The 15,036-nt window shown below is 65.8% G+C and carries 13 protein-coding genes; 8 read left to right on the forward strand and 5 right to left on the reverse strand.

The window, feature by feature from the left end:
- The first annotated feature begins 122 nt into the window (after positions 1-122).
- The 8 genes from V5G24_RS02960 to rsmA all read left to right on the forward strand — a co-directional run bounded on the left by V5G24_RS02960 (position 123) and on the right by rsmA (position 9,776).
- On the forward strand, positions 123-1,082 hold the full coding sequence (locus V5G24_RS02960; RefSeq protein ID WP_394079395.1) for a L,D-transpeptidase: 960 nt from the start codon (positions 123-125) through the stop codon (positions 1,080-1,082).
- Complete coding sequence (gene mepA / locus V5G24_RS02965; protein ID WP_394079397.1) at positions 1,079-2,008, forward strand: penicillin-insensitive murein endopeptidase; 930 nt, start codon at positions 1,079-1,081, stop codon at positions 2,006-2,008. Before V5G24_RS02960 ends, mepA begins: the two co-directional genes overlap by 4 nt.
- A gap of 135 nt (positions 2,009-2,143) precedes the next feature.
- Positions 2,144-3,304, forward strand: coding sequence for an LPS export ABC transporter permease LptF (gene lptF / locus V5G24_RS02970; RefSeq protein ID WP_394079399.1), 1,161 nt, complete (start codon positions 2,144-2,146; stop codon positions 3,302-3,304).
- Positions 3,305-3,307: 3 nt separating this feature from the next.
- Positions 3,308-4,399, forward strand: coding sequence for an LPS export ABC transporter permease LptG (lptG, locus tag V5G24_RS02975; RefSeq protein WP_394079401.1), 1,092 nt, complete (start codon positions 3,308-3,310; stop codon positions 4,397-4,399).
- Positions 4,396-6,870: an LPS-assembly protein LptD gene (locus tag V5G24_RS02980; RefSeq protein ID WP_394079403.1), complete on the forward strand. Its 2,475-nt coding sequence runs from the start codon at positions 4,396-4,398 to the stop codon at positions 6,868-6,870. Before lptG ends, V5G24_RS02980 begins: the two co-directional genes overlap by 4 nt.
- A 145-nt stretch (positions 6,871-7,015) precedes the next feature.
- Positions 7,016-7,918 (forward strand): peptidylprolyl isomerase, encoded by a 903-nt coding sequence (locus tag V5G24_RS02985; protein ID WP_394079405.1) that lies wholly within the window; start codon positions 7,016-7,018, stop codon positions 7,916-7,918.
- Positions 7,918-8,928, forward strand: a complete 1,011-nt coding sequence (gene pdxA, locus V5G24_RS02990) for a 4-hydroxythreonine-4-phosphate dehydrogenase PdxA (RefSeq protein WP_394079406.1) — start codon at positions 7,918-7,920, stop codon at positions 8,926-8,928. Before V5G24_RS02985 ends, pdxA begins: the two co-directional genes overlap by 1 nt.
- Positions 8,925-9,776: a 16S rRNA (adenine(1518)-N(6)/adenine(1519)-N(6))-dimethyltransferase RsmA gene (gene rsmA / locus V5G24_RS02995; RefSeq protein WP_394079408.1), complete on the forward strand. Its 852-nt coding sequence runs from the start codon at positions 8,925-8,927 to the stop codon at positions 9,774-9,776. Before pdxA ends, rsmA begins: the two co-directional genes overlap by 4 nt.
- Positions 9,777-9,814: 38 nt before the next feature.
- Here rsmA and gmk read toward each other — a convergent pair whose 3' ends face one another.
- The 5 genes from gmk to V5G24_RS03020 all read right to left on the reverse strand — a co-directional run bounded on the left by gmk (position 9,815) and on the right by V5G24_RS03020 (position 14,797).
- On the reverse strand, positions 9,815-10,492 hold the full coding sequence (gmk, locus tag V5G24_RS03000) for a guanylate kinase (protein ID WP_394079410.1): 678 nt from the start codon (positions 10,490-10,492) through the stop codon (positions 9,815-9,817).
- 13 nt (positions 10,493-10,505) lie between these two features.
- Positions 10,506-11,426, reverse strand: coding sequence for a YicC/YloC family endoribonuclease (locus tag V5G24_RS03005; RefSeq protein ID WP_394079412.1), 921 nt, complete (start codon positions 11,424-11,426; stop codon positions 10,506-10,508).
- A gap of 35 nt (positions 11,427-11,461) precedes the next feature.
- Positions 11,462-12,754, reverse strand: a complete 1,293-nt coding sequence (gene mltG, locus V5G24_RS03010; protein WP_394079414.1) for an endolytic transglycosylase MltG — start codon at positions 12,752-12,754, stop codon at positions 11,462-11,464.
- A gap of 457 nt (positions 12,755-13,211) precedes the next feature.
- A complete protein-coding gene (fabF, locus tag V5G24_RS03015) occupies positions 13,212-14,474 on the reverse strand; it encodes a beta-ketoacyl-ACP synthase II (RefSeq protein WP_394079416.1) in 1,263 nt (420 codons plus the stop codon).
- An 86-nt stretch (positions 14,475-14,560) separates the two neighbouring features.
- Positions 14,561-14,797, reverse strand: a complete 237-nt coding sequence (locus tag V5G24_RS03020; protein ID WP_029003376.1) for an acyl carrier protein — start codon at positions 14,795-14,797, stop codon at positions 14,561-14,563.
- Positions 14,798-15,036: the final 239 nt, after the last annotated feature.

Raw genomic sequence — 15,036 nt, forward strand, 5'->3', positions numbered from 1 at the left:
CCGTGCCGGTGCGGGAACGCGCTTAACGAAGGGTGAACCTGCCTCCCTTACCTTCCTGCCCAAATCGACCAACGGGAATGGGTGCGATGGGTGCGGGGATGATCATCAGTCGAAGGGCGGCTTTGCGCGCCCTCTGCGGCGTGGGCGTGGGCATTGTGTCCACGCCCCTGTTCACGGTCAGGGCGGCCGATGATGCCGACGAGGTCGCGATCCGCGATCTGAAGCCGGGGACCTATATCTGGTATCCCGAACGCGCGCCTGACGGGCTTGTGGCGATCGTGGTATCGCTGCCGGAGCAGCGCTGCTTTGTCTATCGCAACGGCGTGCGCATCGGCATCTCCACGGTTTCGACCGGGCGCGAGGGCCATGACACGCCGACCGGGGTCTTCACCATCCTCAACAAGGACGTGGACCACCATTCCTCGGTCTATAACGATGCCGCCATGCCCTATTCGGAGCGGCTCACCTGGTCGGGCGTGGCGCTCCATGCGGGCGGGCTGCCGGGCTACCCGTCCTCGCACGGCTGCGTGCACCTGCCGCTGTCCTTCGCCAAGCTGCTGTTTTCCATCACCCAGGTGGGGACCCCGGTGATCATCGCCGACAGCCATAGCGGGCCGGCGGATGTGCTCGATCCCGGCCTGATCCTGCCGGCCGATGTGGACAAGATGTTCGATGCGGACGCCAAGCCGACCCTGGTGGCGGCGGCCGGCGATCCGGTGTCGCTGGTCGCCAGTGGCGCCGACCGCAAGCTGATCGTGCTGCGCGGCGGCGCGAGCGTGCTGGAAGGGGCGATCACCATCCAGGACCCCACGAAGCCGCTCGGCAACGTGGTCTATCTGCTGGCCGCCGACGGTGTCGGGCGCACCCCGCGCTGGATGGCGGTGAGCTATGAAGGCAATGGCGCGCAGCCCGGCCTTGCCCAGGCGACGCTCTCGCGTATCGTGGTGGACCCCGCGATCAACCGCGATCTGAGTGCCATGTTGAGCCCCGGCGCCACCTTGCTGGTCACCGATCTGCCGGCCCATCCGGGAACGCGCACCGACAAGGATTTTGTCATCCTCACCCGCAAGGGCACGGTATGAGGGCGCGCCGCCCCCCGATCAGCGCGCTGCGACTGGCGGGTCTTTCGGCCGCCCTCTTTGTCGTCGCGGCGCTGGTCGTGCCGAAGCCGGTGCGAGCCCAGAGCCTACCGCCGGGCGGTGCGGCCGCAATACCGGCGCGCGAGCTGTTCGGTGCGGCCAGCGGTCCCGCGCCGCTCGCGGCCAGGGCGGTGGGCTTCTATTCCAAGGGTTGCCTTGCCGGCGGTGCGGCCCTGCCGGTCACGGGGGCGACGTGGCAGGTGATGCGGCTGTCGCGCAACCGCAATTGGGGGCATCCCGATCTCATTGATTTTCTTGAGCGTTTCGCGGCCGTCGTGCCGCAGGTCTCGAACTGGCGCGGCATCCTCGTGGGCGACATGGCGCAGCCGCGCGGCGGCCCCATGCGCACGGGCCACGCCTCCCACCAGGTCGGTCTCGACGCGGACATCTGGCTGACGCCGAGCCCGGGACACGAGCTGACGCGCGCGGAGCGCGAAAGCCTCTCGGCCACCCTGGTGGTGCGCCCCGATCGGCTGGATGTGGATCCCAAGGTGTGGACGCCGGACCATATCGCGGTCATCCGTGCCGCCGCGCTCGATCCGCGCGTCGAACGCATTTTCGTGAATGCCGCGATCAAGAAGGCGCTCTGCCGCGATGCACGCGGCGACCGGGCCTGGATGACCAAGGTGCGTCCCTATTGGGGGCACGATTATCACATGCACGTGCGCTTGAGCTGCCCGGCCGACAGTCCCGATTGCCGCCCCCAGGAAGCGCCGCCCCAAGGGGACGGGTGCGGCGCGGACCTTGCATGGTGGTTCACCGACGAGGTCTTGCATCCCAAGCCCCCGAAGGTTCCGCCGAAGCCGACCCCGCCTTTGCTTCTGGCGGATTTACCCTCCGTCTGTGCCGCCGTGCTTGGCGCGCATTAACTTGACCATGGCCGATTGAGGTCACCCCAACGCCGCCCGCCTGCCGCATTTGCACCGCAGCGTGGAAGCCGCTATCCAGGAGCGGTTCCAAGGTGAAGCGTGACGGGGCGGCGATCACGCGTCTGACGAGGATGTATGGGCCGTCTCGATCGTTACATTTTCCAGACCGCGGCGGTCGCCTTCTTGGGCGTGACCATCGTTCTGACGGCCATGATCTGGTCCACCCAGGCGCTGCGCCAGTTGGACCTCGTGACCAGCCAAGGCCAGACCATCCTGGCCTTCTTCGCGATCACCTCCCTGTCTGTGCCGACCCTGATCCTGGTGATCGCGCCGGCCGCTTTGTTCATCGCCACCGCTTACACCTTGCTGAAGCTGAACGGCGATTCCGAAATCGTGGTGATGGCTGCGGCCGGCATGAGCCATTGGCGCGTGCTGCGCTCCATGATTCTCCTCGCCACCCTGGTTTCGCTTTTCTGCGCCGCGCTTTCGATCGACCTGGTGCCGGCGAGCCTGCGCATGTTTCGCGATCAAGTGTCGCGGGTTCGCGCGGACGTTGTGTCGTTCGTGGCGCAGCCGGGCCGGTTTGTGAACCTGGCACAGGGTCTCGTGTTCCATGTGCGTGAACGCTCCGCCAATGGCGTGATGCACGGCGTTTTCATCAATGACGCCCGCGAAAAGGAAATCTCCACATATCTCGCGGATCGTGGGCAGATCGTCGAAACTCCCAACGGTATTTTCCTGGTGCTCGAAGACGGCTCCATTCACCGGCGGACCTCCGGCTCGACCAGCAACGGATCGGTTGTGGCATTCCAGCGCTACGCGTTTGGATTGTCTGAACTCGCGCCGGGCTCGCAGGCGGTGGATATTCGTCCGAACGAGCGGTCGTTTGCATATGTGCTGAATCCGCCCGCGAACGACGTCTACCGCATCCTGGGGCAGGGGGGGCGGTTCCGCGAGGAGATCCACAAGCGCCTGTCGTCCGGGCTTTATCCCTTTGCTTTTTTCGCAGTGGCGGCCGCCGCGCTGGCCCGTCCGCGCACCACCCGCCAGGGGCGCGCGCTGGCACTCGCGGCGATCATTCCCATCATGGTGGCGCTCCAGATCGCGAACTTCGTCGTGACCGGCCAATTGCGCACCTCACAGGCGGCCGTGCCCATCGCCTATCTGCTGCCGATCACCTCGATCCTGCTGTGCGCGCTCGCCCTCGACGGACGGGTGAGGATCGCTGTGCCCGGCTTCATAACCCGCATCATCGACGCGATCGCGCTGCGCGTTTCCCGGCTCTCGGCGACCTGAGCCATGATCGGAAAAACCCTCGGCTTCTATTTCGCGCGGCGCTTCTTTGCCTCCGTGGCGATGATCTTTTTTTCCTGCGTCGCGCTGATCATGCTGGTGGATTTCCTCGAGATGACCCGCCGCACGGCGGATCGCGACGAGGTGACCTCGCTGGTCGTGGGTCTGCTGACGATCTACCGGACGCCGGCCTTTACCGAGCAATTGTTGCCGTTCGCGGTGCTGTTCGGCGCCATCGCCACCTTCGTGACGCTATCGCGCAAGCTTGAGCTGGTAGTTGCAAGAGCGATCGGGCTTTCGGCGTGGCAGTTCATTTTTCCGGCAGTCTTCGTTGCCTTTCTGATCGGCGTTGTCTCCACCACCCTGTTCAATCCCATCTCCGCGGAATTCAAGGAGCGGGCGAATCGGATGGAGGGGGAAATTTTCAATACCACCGCCGGCCTGATGGCGCAGGGCAAGGCGGGGTTCTGGGTGCGCCAGCAGAGCGTCGACGGGCAGGCCATCATCCAGGCCGGCTCTTCCCAGCAGGGTGGGCGCGAACTGGTGGGCGTGACCATGTTCGAGTTCGATCGCAAGGACCGTCTGGTGCAGCGCATCGAAGCCCGTTCCGCGGTATTGGAGGACGGTTTCTGGCGTTTGCAGGACGTCCGGGTGCTGGTTCCGGGGTTCGAGCAGGAGACCTATTCCGTTTACCTTGTTGCGACGAATCTGGACCCCTCGCAGGTCCAGGAGAGCCTGATCTCGCCGGATACCGTGTCTTTTTGGCAACTTCCGGCGGCGATCGAGAGTGCGGAGCAGCAGGGCTTCGGCGCAAGCCGCTACCGGCTTCAGCTTCAAAGCCTTTTGGCACGGCCATTTTTGCTCGTGGCCATGGTACTTATCGCCGCGGTGGTCGGCCTGCGCGTGTTTCGCTTCGGGGGGGTCGGTCAGACGATTCTCGGTGGCGTCGTGGCGGGCTTTCTGCTTTATCTGGGAACCAAGCTCGCCGAGGATTTAGGCGAGGCGGGCGTGGTGCATCCCGTTGCTGCTGCATGGTTTCCAGCGGTGGCGGGGATATTCCTGGGGATTCTCGTATTGTTGCACCGGGAGGACGGATGACGGTCGGGTTTCCCCCCGCCGAAGGCCATGGAGCTGCAACCGGCCGGCGCGCCTCGCGCCGCAGCGGGAGCGGCTGGGCTTTTGCCGTCGGCCTTCTGTGCGCTGCGATCGGCTTTGCTGTGCTGCAACCCGGCACGGCAGCGGCGCAGACGGCGAGCTTCGCCAACACCAAGCTGCCCAAGGCGGACCCCAACAAGAAGATGCTCGTGACCGCCGACGAGCTGGTCTACGACTACGAGAACGACAAGATCTCGGCGGTCGGCAACGTCCAGATTTATTACGACGGCTCCACCCTGGAGGCGAAGCGCGTGACCTTCGACCGCAAGGCGAACACGCTGCGCGCCGAGGGCGACGTGCTGCTGAAGCAGCCCGACGGCAAGGTTCTGACCGCCAACACCATGCAGCTGACCGAGGATTTCCGCGACGGGTTCCTGGATTCGCTGCGCGTGGACACCCCGGACAAGACCCATTTCGCGGCAACCCGCGCCGATCGCACGGACGGCAACATCACGGTGTTCCAGAATGGCGTCTATACCGCCTGCGAACCCTGCAAGGACCATCCGGAAAAGCCGGTTCTCTGGCAGATCAAGGCGGCCCGCATCGTTCACAATCAGAACGAGCAGATGATCTATTACAAGGACGCCACGCTCGAGTTCTTCGGGCTGCCGTTCGCCTATTTCCCTTACTTTTCCTCGCCCGACCCCACGGTGAAACGCAAGACCGGCTTCCTGATGCCGGAGTTCTACAATAACAGCATGCTTGGCATCGGTGCCGGCGTGCCGTTCTTCTGGAACATCGCGCCCGACCGCGATCTGACCTTCGATCCGCTCTACTTCTCCAAACAGGGCCTGCTGGCCAAGGGAGAGTGGCGCCAGCGGCTGATCGACGGCTCGTACAACATCCGCGCCGCCGGCATCCAGCAGCAGGATATCGAGCAGTTTGCCGGCCTGCCGGGCTACCGCGAAAATCGCGGCATGGTGCAGAGTTCGGGCAATTTCGTCATCAACAGCCAGTGGCAATGGGGTTGGGACGGTACCTTGACGTCCGACCGCACCTTCCTGCGTGACTATGGCCTGATCGGCGCCGCCGAAACGGAGAAAATCTCGCAGGCCTATTTGACCGGCCAGGGCGATCGCAGCTTCTTCGACGTGCGGGGAATGTATTTCCTCGGCCTGTCCGTGACCGACAACCAGGATCTCATCCCGGTGGTCGGAACGTTCAATTACAATTACGTCTTCGGCAATCCGATCTTCGGCGGCGAAGCGGGCGTGAAGGTGAATTTCAATTCCGTGTCGCGCAACGAGGCCGACTTTGTCGGTACCTCTGCGGCCACCTCCTGGGTCGGCGGCGCAACCGGAATTCCGCCCGGCTCTTGCCTGCTGAGCAATCCCAATCCGACCCAGTGCCTGCTGCGCGGCGCGCCGGGCGATTATCAGCGCCTCAGCGGCGAATTCTACTGGAAGAAGACGCTGACCGACGCCGCCGGCCAGATGTGGACGCCGTTTGCCAGCGCCCGCGTGGACGTGGCGCACGCCAATATCAGCGCATTGCCCTCCAGCTACACCGATGGGCCCACGCTGGCGGGGCAGAACGTGCTGCAGTCCGGCAATGACGACCTGATCCGCGCCATGCCGGTGATCGGCCTTGATTACCGCTATCCGTTCATCTCGGTGGAGAATTGGGGCACCCAGACCATCGAGCCGCGCGCCCAGCTGATCATCCGTCCCAACGAGACCAGCATCGGCAAATTCCCCAACGAGGATGCGCAGAGCCTCGTGTTCGACGATGCCAATCTGTTCTCGGTCAGCAAATATTCCGGCTGGGACCGGGTCGAGGGCGGCAGCCGCCTCAACGTGGGCGTCACCTATACCGCTGCGCTCAACGGCGCGGGGGTCGTCTCAGCGGTGGTGGGCCAGTCCTATAGCCTGTTCGGCAAGAACTCCTTCGCCTATGGCGACATGGCGAACACCGGCCTGGAATCGGGTCTGGAGACGAGCACGTCGGACTATGTCGCCCGCTTCAGCTATTCGCCGACCAACAATCTGGAGTTCATCTCCCGCTTCCGCTTCGATGAGGCAAATTACACGTTGCAGCGGCTGGAACTTGAGGGGCGGACCAGCATCGACCGCCTGTCGGTGTCCGCAACCTATGGTCGCTATGAACCCCAGCCCCTGCTCGGCTATTACCAGGAACGAGAGGGCGTCTTGACGACCGCCAGCTACAAGCTGACGGACGTGTGGTCGGTCAGCGGCGGCATCCGCTACAACATCGCCCAGGCGAGCATCGACATGACCACGGCGGCCATCACCTATGCGGACGACTGCTTCACCCTGGCGCTGACCTATCTCTCCGATTATTCGATCAACGGACCGAATAATGGGCCGAACAACACAGTGATGCTCACCATCGGGCTGCGCACCCTGGGTGAAACCAAGGTCCGGTCGGCGATCGGCAGCAGCTCGACTCAGTGAGGTTCGCGCGCGGCCTTGCGGTGCGCGCGGCCCCATTGCCGCCACAGGAGGCGGCAACAAGCATTTACAAGCCGAAGGGCGCGGGTTAAGCGCGCAGGGAGGCCTTCGTCTCCCGCCCCCTCGCCGAGCCAATCCGGGTTGATCGATGCAGTCCTGCCGCCGCTTCCTGTTCCTTCTCAGCCTTGCCGTTGCAGCCCTCTCCAGCGGGGGGGCCAGCGCGCAACAGATACTCGCAATGGTGAATGGCGCGCCCATCACCAGCTTCGACGTCGGCCAGCGGCAGCGCATGCACACGCTGCTGGAGCGCAAGAACGTGAGCGCGAAGGAAGCACTCGAAGAAGTGATCGATGATCGCCTCAAGATTTCCCAGGGGGCGAAGCTGGGCATCGACCTGGATAAAAAAGAGATCGATGATCTGTTCGCCAACGTCGCCTCACGCTCCGGGCGCTCGCCCCAGCAATTGGCGGACGGGCTGAAGCAGGGCGGCATCGAGCCGAGCGCCTTCAAGCAAAAGCTGCGCGCCGACAATATCTGGCAGCAATATGTGCGCGCCCGCTCGCCCAGCGTGACGGTGCGCGATCAGGATGTTCTCGCCGCCATCAATCAGAGTGGCCATGCCTCGATGGTCGCCACCGAATATACATTGACGCCGATCGTGCTGGTGGTGGCCCGTGGCAGCAATGCCTATGCGGCGCGGCTTGCCGAGGCGAATTCGCTCCGCGCGCGCTTCAACGGGTGCGACAGCGGCCTTGCGATGGTCAAGGCCATGAAGGAGACTGTGGTCCGCTCGCCGGTCCTGCGCCTGTCGTCCGAGATGCCGGCGCAGTTGCGCCAATTGCTCGACAAGACCGAAGTGGGCCGGCTGGCCCCCGCCGAGGTCACGCAGTCCGGGGTCGAAGTGTTCGCCGTCTGCGCCAAGCGCGAGGTGCGCGGCGAGGCGGCCAATAAGCGCGATGTGAAGGACCAGCTGGCAACGGCGCAATTCCAGGCGGAATCCAAGCGGCTCCTGACCGAGCTGCGCAAGAGCGCCCTGATCGTCTATCGCTGATGCCTACGGCGCTCGCGCTCACCATTGGTGAGCCCGCCGGTATCGGGCCGGACCTGACCCTCGCCGCCTGGACCCTGCGGGCCCAAAACGGCTGCCCGCCCTTCTTCGCGGTCGGCGATCCCGCCTTGCTCGAGGACCGCGCCCGCCGGCTCGGTTTGCGCGTGCCGATTTGCGCCGTCGAGCCCCAGGACGCCATCGGTGCCTTTGATGCCGCGCTTCCCGTGGTGGCCGCCGGCCCGCGCGCCACGGCCAATCCCGGCATGCCCGATGCCACCAGCGCCGCGGCGGTGGTGCAGAGCCTGGACCGGGCGGTGGACCTCGTGATGTCCGGAGCCGCCCGCGCGCTGGTGACGGCGCCGCTGGCGAAATCGGTGGTCTATGCCGCCGGCTTCCCCTTTCCCGGCCACACCGAATACCTCGCGGCCCGTTGCGCGGCGCCCGACGGTACGATCCCGCATCCGGTCATGATGATCTGGTCGCCCCTGCTCGCGGTGGTGCCGGCCACTATCCATATTCCCCTTGCCCAGGTGCCGGCGCATGTGACGCACGACCTTCTGGTTCAGACCGGGCGGATCGTCGATCGCGACATGCGCACGCGCTTCGGTGTTGCCGCGCCGCGCCTCGCCTTTGCCGGGCTCAATCCCCATGCCGGGGAGGACGGTACGCTCGGCCGCGAGGACGAGGATGTGGTCCGCCCCGCCATTGCCGCCTTGCGGTCGGAAGGGATAGATGCAAGCGGGCCGCGCCCTGCCGACACGCTGTTTCATGAAGAGGCGCGCACCGGATATGATGTCGTGATCGGCATGTATCACGATCAGGTGCTGATTCCGGCCAAGACGCTCGCGTTCCATGATGGGGTGAATGTCACGCTCGGCCTGCCGTTCGTGCGCACCTCGCCGGACCACGGCACCGCCTTCGATCTCGCGGGCACGGGCCGGGCCAATCCCACGAGCCTGCAGGCGGCCTTGCGCCTGGCTTGGCGCCTGACCGAACCGGGCCGCGCGGCATGAGCGCCATCGACGCACTGCCACCCCTACGCGACGTCATCCGCCGTCACGGGCTTTCGGCGCAAAAATCGCTGGGACAGAATTTTCTTCTGGATCTCAACCTCACCTCGCGCATCGCGCGGGGGTCAGGCGCCTTGGACGGGGCGAACGTGCTGGAGGTCGGGCCCGGTCCCGGCGGCCTCACGCGGGCGCTGCTGGCGCTTGGCGCCAATGTGGTGGCGGTGGAGCGCGATCATCGCTGCATCGAGGCGCTCGCGGAAGTCGCCGAAGCCTATCCCGGTCGGCTCCAGGTGATCGAGGGCGACGCGCTGAAGGTGGAAGCTGCCCCATTGTTCGGCGGCGAGCCGGCGCGGGTGGTGGCAAATCTGCCCTATAATATCGCGACCGTCCTGCTGGTGGGCTGGCTGTCCTCCGACCCGTGGCCGCCCTGGTTCTCCTCGCTCACCTTGATGTTCCAGCGCGAGGTCGCCGAACGCATCGTCGCCGAGCCGGGCTCAAAAGCCTATGGGCGTCTTGCGGTGTTGGCGGGCTGGCGGACCGAGGCCCGCATCCTGTTCGATGTCGCTCCCTCCGCCTTTGTGCCGCCGCCCAAGGTGATCTCCTCCGTGGTGCATCTGGTGCCGCGCGCCGAGCCCTTGCCGTGCCGCCTCGCCGTGCTGGAGAAGGTAACGGAGGCCGCCTTCGGCCAGCGCCGCAAGATGCTGCGCCAGAGTCTGAAGTCCTTGGGTGTCGATGCCCTGGCCCTGCTTGCCGCCGCCGAGGTGGGAGAAACCCAGAGGGCCGAGGAAATCGACGTCGCCGGGTTCGTGCGCCTCGCCAATTGCTGGGAAAAGATGCGCCAGCCGGCGTGAGGCGCGCTCAGGGGCAGGCGCGTTCGGGGCCGCCGATCTCAGAGGCCGCCGATCAAGGTGCTCACGAAATGCGAAAGGCCGGTCAGACGCTGGCGCCGCAGCCGCTCGGCCTGAAGGATCGCCTTGAGCTTGGCCAGGCAGGCCTCCACATCCTCATTGATGAGGATATAGTCATATTCGCTGTAGTGGCTGATCTCGGCTGCGGCCTTTGCCATGCGCTCGTGAACCACTTCGTCACTGTCCTGCCCGCGGCCGCGCAAGCGCTCCTCCAGCGCGGCGACGGAGGGTGGCAGGATGAAGACCTTCACGAGGTCGCGCTTGGCGGCCTCGCTCTCCTCGAGCTGCTGGGTGCCCTGCCAGTCGATGTCGAACAGCACGTCGCGCCCATGGGCAAGGGCGTCCTCAACGGGTTTCCTGGGCGTGCCGTAGAGATTGCCGAATACGGTGGCATGTTCCAGCAGCGCGCCGGTGTCGCGCATGTGCCGGAAGCCGTCCTCGTCGGTGAAATAATAGTCGATGCCCTCCACCTCGCCGGGACGCGGCTTTCGGGTGGTGAGGGAGACCGACATGGTGATGCGGCTGTCCTGCGCCAGCAACAGCCGCGAGAGCGTTGTCTTTCCGGCGCCGGATGGCGAGGAAAGCACCAGCATCAGGCCCCGTCGGGCAAGTCCCGTGCGGCCGTGCGGCAGGGCGGAAGGGGCGCTCGCAGCGTCCATGGTCGGGTCGGCCTCACTCGATGTTCGCGATCTGCTCGCGGAACTGATCCACAAGCAGCTTCAGGTCAAGCCCGATCTGGGTGAGGGCAACCGCATTGGACTTGGAGCAGAGCGTATTGCTCTCCCGGTTGAACTCCTGGGACAGGAAATCCAGCCGACGCCCCACCGGCCCGCCCTGGACGAGCAAGTCCCGCGCCGCGGTGAGATGGGCGGCGAGGCGGTCCAGCTCCTCGCGGATGTCGGCCTTGGTGGCGAGCAGGGCGGCTTCCTGGTGCAGGCGCTCGGCGTCGAGCGGCGTGCCGGTCTCCAGCAGCGCGCGCACCTGATCACGAAGGCGCGCCTTGATCGCCTCGGTGCCGCGTTCGGGCCGGGCTTCGGCCTGGGCAACCAGGGCCGCAATGGCGTCGAGCCGTTCCAGCAATACGGTTTTGAGCGCTGCCCCCTCGACATGACGCATGGCGATCAGCGCATCAAGCGCCGCCTCGAAGCCGGCGAGGGCGGCGGCGGAGACCGCCTCAAGGTCCTGCGTCGTGAGCTCGGCTTCGACCACTTCGACAATGCCCTTTACCGCCAGCAGGGAATCGAGTGTCGGCGGCGCGATGGCATAGCGCTCGGCAGCCGCGCGAGCAGCGACGATCAGCGCTTCGAGCGCCGGTTGGTTGACGGCCACGGCGACGCTCTCCCCCTCGCGGGCGAGGGTCAGGGTGCCGGATACTGATCCGCGCGCCAGGGCGCGGGAGGCGGCGGCGCGGGCGGCCGCATCAAGGGCTTCGAATCCGGCGGGAACGCGCAGGCGCAGGTCGAGCCCCTTGGCATTCACCGAGCGCATTTCCCAGGCCCAGCGCCAGCCCGCCGTGACGCCCTGTGTGCGGGCAAAGCCGGTCATGCTGGCCAGGGCCGAGCGCGCGGAAGGGGCGGAACCCGCAGGTGACATCAAAACCCTCGCAAGGCCGGCATCTGCCGGCCCGTTCAGTTGGAAGGAGCGCGCGGCGCGGCGGGCGCCGAATCGCCGGTGCCGACACCTGTGTTGGAGGTGGGAACGCCGCTTTGCGCCTTGGTGCGGGCTTCCGCCTCGATCTCGCGCCAGCGGGCGACGTTGCGATTGTGCTGCTCCAATGTCTCGGAGAAGACATGGCCGCCGGTGCCGTCGGCGACGAAATAAAGATCCTTGGTCTTGGCCGGATTGGCCACCGCAGCCAGCGAATCGCGCCCCGGATTGCCGATCGGGCCGGGGGGCAGGCCGTCGATGGCATAGGTGTTGTAGGGAGTCGGATTGGTGATGTCGGCGCGCGAGATCGGCCGGCCCAGCACGCCCTTGCCGCCGGCGATGCCGTAGATGATGGTGGGATCGGACTGCAGCCGCATCTTGCGGGCGAGGCGGTTGATGAAAACCGCCGCAACCTTCGGCCGCTCGTCGGGCTTGCCGGTTTCCTTCTCCACGATCGAGGCGAGCACCACCATTTCCTGCGGTGTCTTCAGCGGCAGATCGGGGGCGCGCTTGGCCCAGAGGTCACGCACCAGCTTCTGCTGGTCGCTCGCCATGCGCTTGAGCACCTCGTCGCGGCTGGTCCCGCGCACGATATTGTAGGTCTCCGGCAGCAAAGTGCCTTCCAGCGGCATGCGCGGCGTCCCGGTGAGCAGGTCGCTGTCCATCAGGCGGGCGACGATCTGCTGGGTGGTCAGGCCCTCGGGAATGGTGATCTGATGCTGGATCACGCGCCCATCGGCGAGCGCGTCGAGCACCTTTTCCAGGGACACGCGGGGCTTGAAGATATATTCGCCGGCCTGAAGCGGCTGGCCGCGATGGGCCAGTTGCTGCGCCACCATGAACAGCAGCCAATTGTCGATCACGCCCTGGCGCTCCAGCAGATCGGCGATGTCGCGCGAGCCCTGGCCACGGGGAATGAAGACGTTCTTCTCCGCCGGGAGCGGACCGGGCGCAGCATATTTCAATTGCCCGTACCAGGCCACCAGTCCGCCGCCGACGGTCAGAAACAGAAGAATTGTGAAAATCGCGCTGCCGATCACCACCGCCGGGTGGCGGGCTCCATGGGATGGGCGCTTCTTCTCGGCCGCCTTAGCTGCGGCGCGCGGGTCACGGGCGAGGCGTTCGGCGCGCTTGCGCGCTTTCGCTTGGCCACGGCTCTCGCGCGGCGGCTTCGCGGGCTTTGTTTTCGGTGATTCCGTGGTCTCGGTTGCGGATTGCGTGGGATCGCTCGCCACGGGAGTTGCCGTTGCGGAAATCGGGGTATCTTCGATCATGCGTCCGTCTGGCGCCTTCACATCTGGGGCGGCAGGCCCTGAGCTCGCCGCAGAATCGAAGTCGATCCTCGGCTCCGGTGCCGGTGCTGCACCGCTCGGCGAGGCAGGGCTGACCACCGGCGCGGCGCGGTTCTCTCCGGCCGCAACTTTCGGCGTGCCCAGCACAGGCTCCTGGCGGGTGCCGTGGCTGGGGTGGCCTTCGTGCGCCGGAGGCTCGGACGTCGCCATTCAGGGGTCTCCCATCGCGTTCGCTGCGCCCAAGGAACTCCGCGCACCGCACGGCCCGGGCCGGAAAGCCAGCCCGCGCAAGTTCATGCGAAGAGGTGCATGATACCTATCACGCGGCGAAGGCCAATGGCGCGCAGGCTAACGTCAAATATGGCGATAAGGCGTATCGCCGCCGGCAACCGGCGGCATTCGCGGCCCGCAAGGTGAACGGGCCGCAAAATTCGCGTGCTCAAGCCTCGGCGCGGCGGAACACCACCGAGGCGTTTGTACCGCCGAATCCAAAGGAATTGGACAGGACCGTGTTGATTTCCCGCGGCCGTGCCGTGTGCGGCACAAGGTCAATGGGGGTATCGACCGAGGGATTGTCGAGGTTCAGCGTCGCCGGGGCGATCTGGTCGCGGATGGCGAGCACGGAGAAGATGGCTTCCACCGCGCCCGCCGCGCCGAGTAGGTGCCCGATGGACGATTTGGTGGAGGACATGGAGGTCTTCGCCGCCGCATTGCCCAGCAGCCGCTGCACCGCGCCGAGTTCGATTTCGTCCGCCATGGTCGAGGTGCCATGGGCGTTGATGTAATCGAGTTCTGAGGCGGGGATGCCCGCGCGCTTCAGGGCGGCGGTCATGCAGCGGAAGGCGCCGTCGCCGTCGGGCGAGGGGGCGGTGATGTGATAGGCGTCGCCGGACAGGCCATAGCCGATGAGTTCGGCATAGATCTTCGCGCCGCGCGCCTTGGCGTGCTCGTACTCCTCCAGCACGACGATGCCGGCGCCTTCGCCCATGACGAAGCCGTCGCGGTCGCGGTCATAGGGGCGCGAGCCCTTTTCCGGCGCGTCGTTGAAGCTGGTGCAGAGCGCCTTGCAGGCGGCGAAGCCGGCCAGCGAGAGGCGGTTCACCGTCGATTCGGTGCCACCGGCCACCATCACGTCGGCATCGCCGAGCGCGATCAGCCGTCCGGCGTCGCCGATGGCGTGGGCGCCGGTGGAGCAGGCGGTGACGACGGCATGGTTCGGCCCCTTCAGCCCGTGGGCGATGGAGACGTAGCCGCCGGCGAGGTTGATCAGGCGCCCGGGAATGAAGAAGGGCGAGATGCGGCGCGGGCCGCGCTCCTTCAGAATGTGGGCGGCTTCGGAAATGCCCTCGATGCCGCCGATGCCGGAGCCGATCAACACGCCGCTTGCGATCTGGTCCTCATAAGCGGTCGGATGCCAGTCGGCATCATCCAGCGCCTGCTTGGCCGCGGCCATGGCGAAGATGATGAATTCGTCGACCTTGCGCTGCTCCTTTGGCTCCATCCAATCGTCAGGATTGTAGGTGCCGTCGGTGCCGTCCCCACGGGGGATCATGCACGCGATCTTGCAGGCGAGGTCCGATACGTCGAAGCGTTCGACGAACTTTGCGCCGCTCTGGCCCGCAATCAGTCGCCGCCAGCTTGGCTCGACGCCGCAGCCGAGCGGCGTCACCATGCCGAGGCCGGTGACGACAACACGTCTCATGAGGGGAACTCCGGAACTAGAAATGCGACGGCCGCCATCCGGGACTGACCCATGACGGATGCGACCGTCGCCGTCGCTGACACGGTTCAGGCCGCGTTCTTCTCCAGGAACTTGATCGCGTCGCCGACCGTCAGGATGGTCTCAGCCGCGTCGTCCGGGATCTCGGTGTTGAAAGCTTCCTCGAAGGCCATGACGAGCTCGACGGTGTCGAGGCTGTCGGCGCCGAGGTCGTCGATGAAGCTGGCGTTTTCCGTGACCTTCTCGGGCTCCACGCCCAGATGCTCCGCGACGATCTTCTTCACCCGCTCGGCGATGTCACTCATCGATGCACCCTCATTATCTGAAAATTATCTCTATGCCAGACGGCGGCTGTGAGAGGGCATAATGCCTTTCTTCCGCCGTGCCCAGCCCCCATGCTCAATCCCGGCGGGTCTCGCATACAAAAGACGCACCGGAACTCAGCGTTTACCCCGGTCCGGAGCTGTATTTCCAAGGCCGGGACAGGACGGTGCGGGTCGGTATCATACTTCCTGCGCCTATGCCAGCAAAGCCCGCTGCGCCA

The organism is Roseixanthobacter finlandensis, from assembly GCF_043195105.2.
GTDB lineage: Bacteria > Pseudomonadota > Alphaproteobacteria > Rhizobiales > Xanthobacteraceae > NCEH01.

Excerpts from the sequence above, each read along its gene's own strand:
- mepA (WP_394079397.1), top strand. The coding sequence starts at position 1,079 with ATGAGGGCGCGCCGCCCCCCGATCAGCGCGCTGCGACTGGCGGGTCTT.
- lptF (WP_394079399.1), top strand. The coding sequence starts at position 2,144 with ATGGGCCGTCTCGATCGTTACATTTTCCAGACCGCGGCGGTCGCCTTC.
- lptG (WP_394079401.1), top strand. The coding sequence starts at position 3,308 with ATGATCGGAAAAACCCTCGGCTTCTATTTCGCGCGGCGCTTCTTTGCC.
- V5G24_RS02980 (WP_394079403.1), top strand. The coding sequence starts at position 4,396 with ATGACGGTCGGGTTTCCCCCCGCCGAAGGCCATGGAGCTGCAACCGGC.
- V5G24_RS02985 (WP_394079405.1), top strand. The coding sequence starts at position 7,016 with ATGCAGTCCTGCCGCCGCTTCCTGTTCCTTCTCAGCCTTGCCGTTGCA.
- pdxA (WP_394079406.1), top strand. The coding sequence starts at position 7,918 with ATGCCTACGGCGCTCGCGCTCACCATTGGTGAGCCCGCCGGTATCGGG.
- rsmA (WP_394079408.1), top strand. The coding sequence starts at position 8,925 with ATGAGCGCCATCGACGCACTGCCACCCCTACGCGACGTCATCCGCCGT.
- gmk (WP_394079410.1), bottom strand. The coding sequence starts at position 10,492 with ATGGACGCTGCGAGCGCCCCTTCCGCCCTGCCGCACGGCCGCACGGGA.
- V5G24_RS03005 (WP_394079412.1), bottom strand. The coding sequence starts at position 11,426 with ATGTCACCTGCGGGTTCCGCCCCTTCCGCGCGCTCGGCCCTGGCCAGC.
- mltG (WP_394079414.1), bottom strand. The coding sequence starts at position 12,754 with ATGATCGAAGATACCCCGATTTCCGCAACGGCAACTCCCGTGGCGAGC.
- fabF (WP_394079416.1), bottom strand. The coding sequence starts at position 14,474 with ATGAGACGTGTTGTCGTCACCGGCCTCGGCATGGTGACGCCGCTCGGC.
- V5G24_RS03020 (WP_029003376.1), bottom strand. The coding sequence starts at position 14,797 with ATGAGTGACATCGCCGAGCGGGTGAAGAAGATCGTCGCGGAGCATCTG.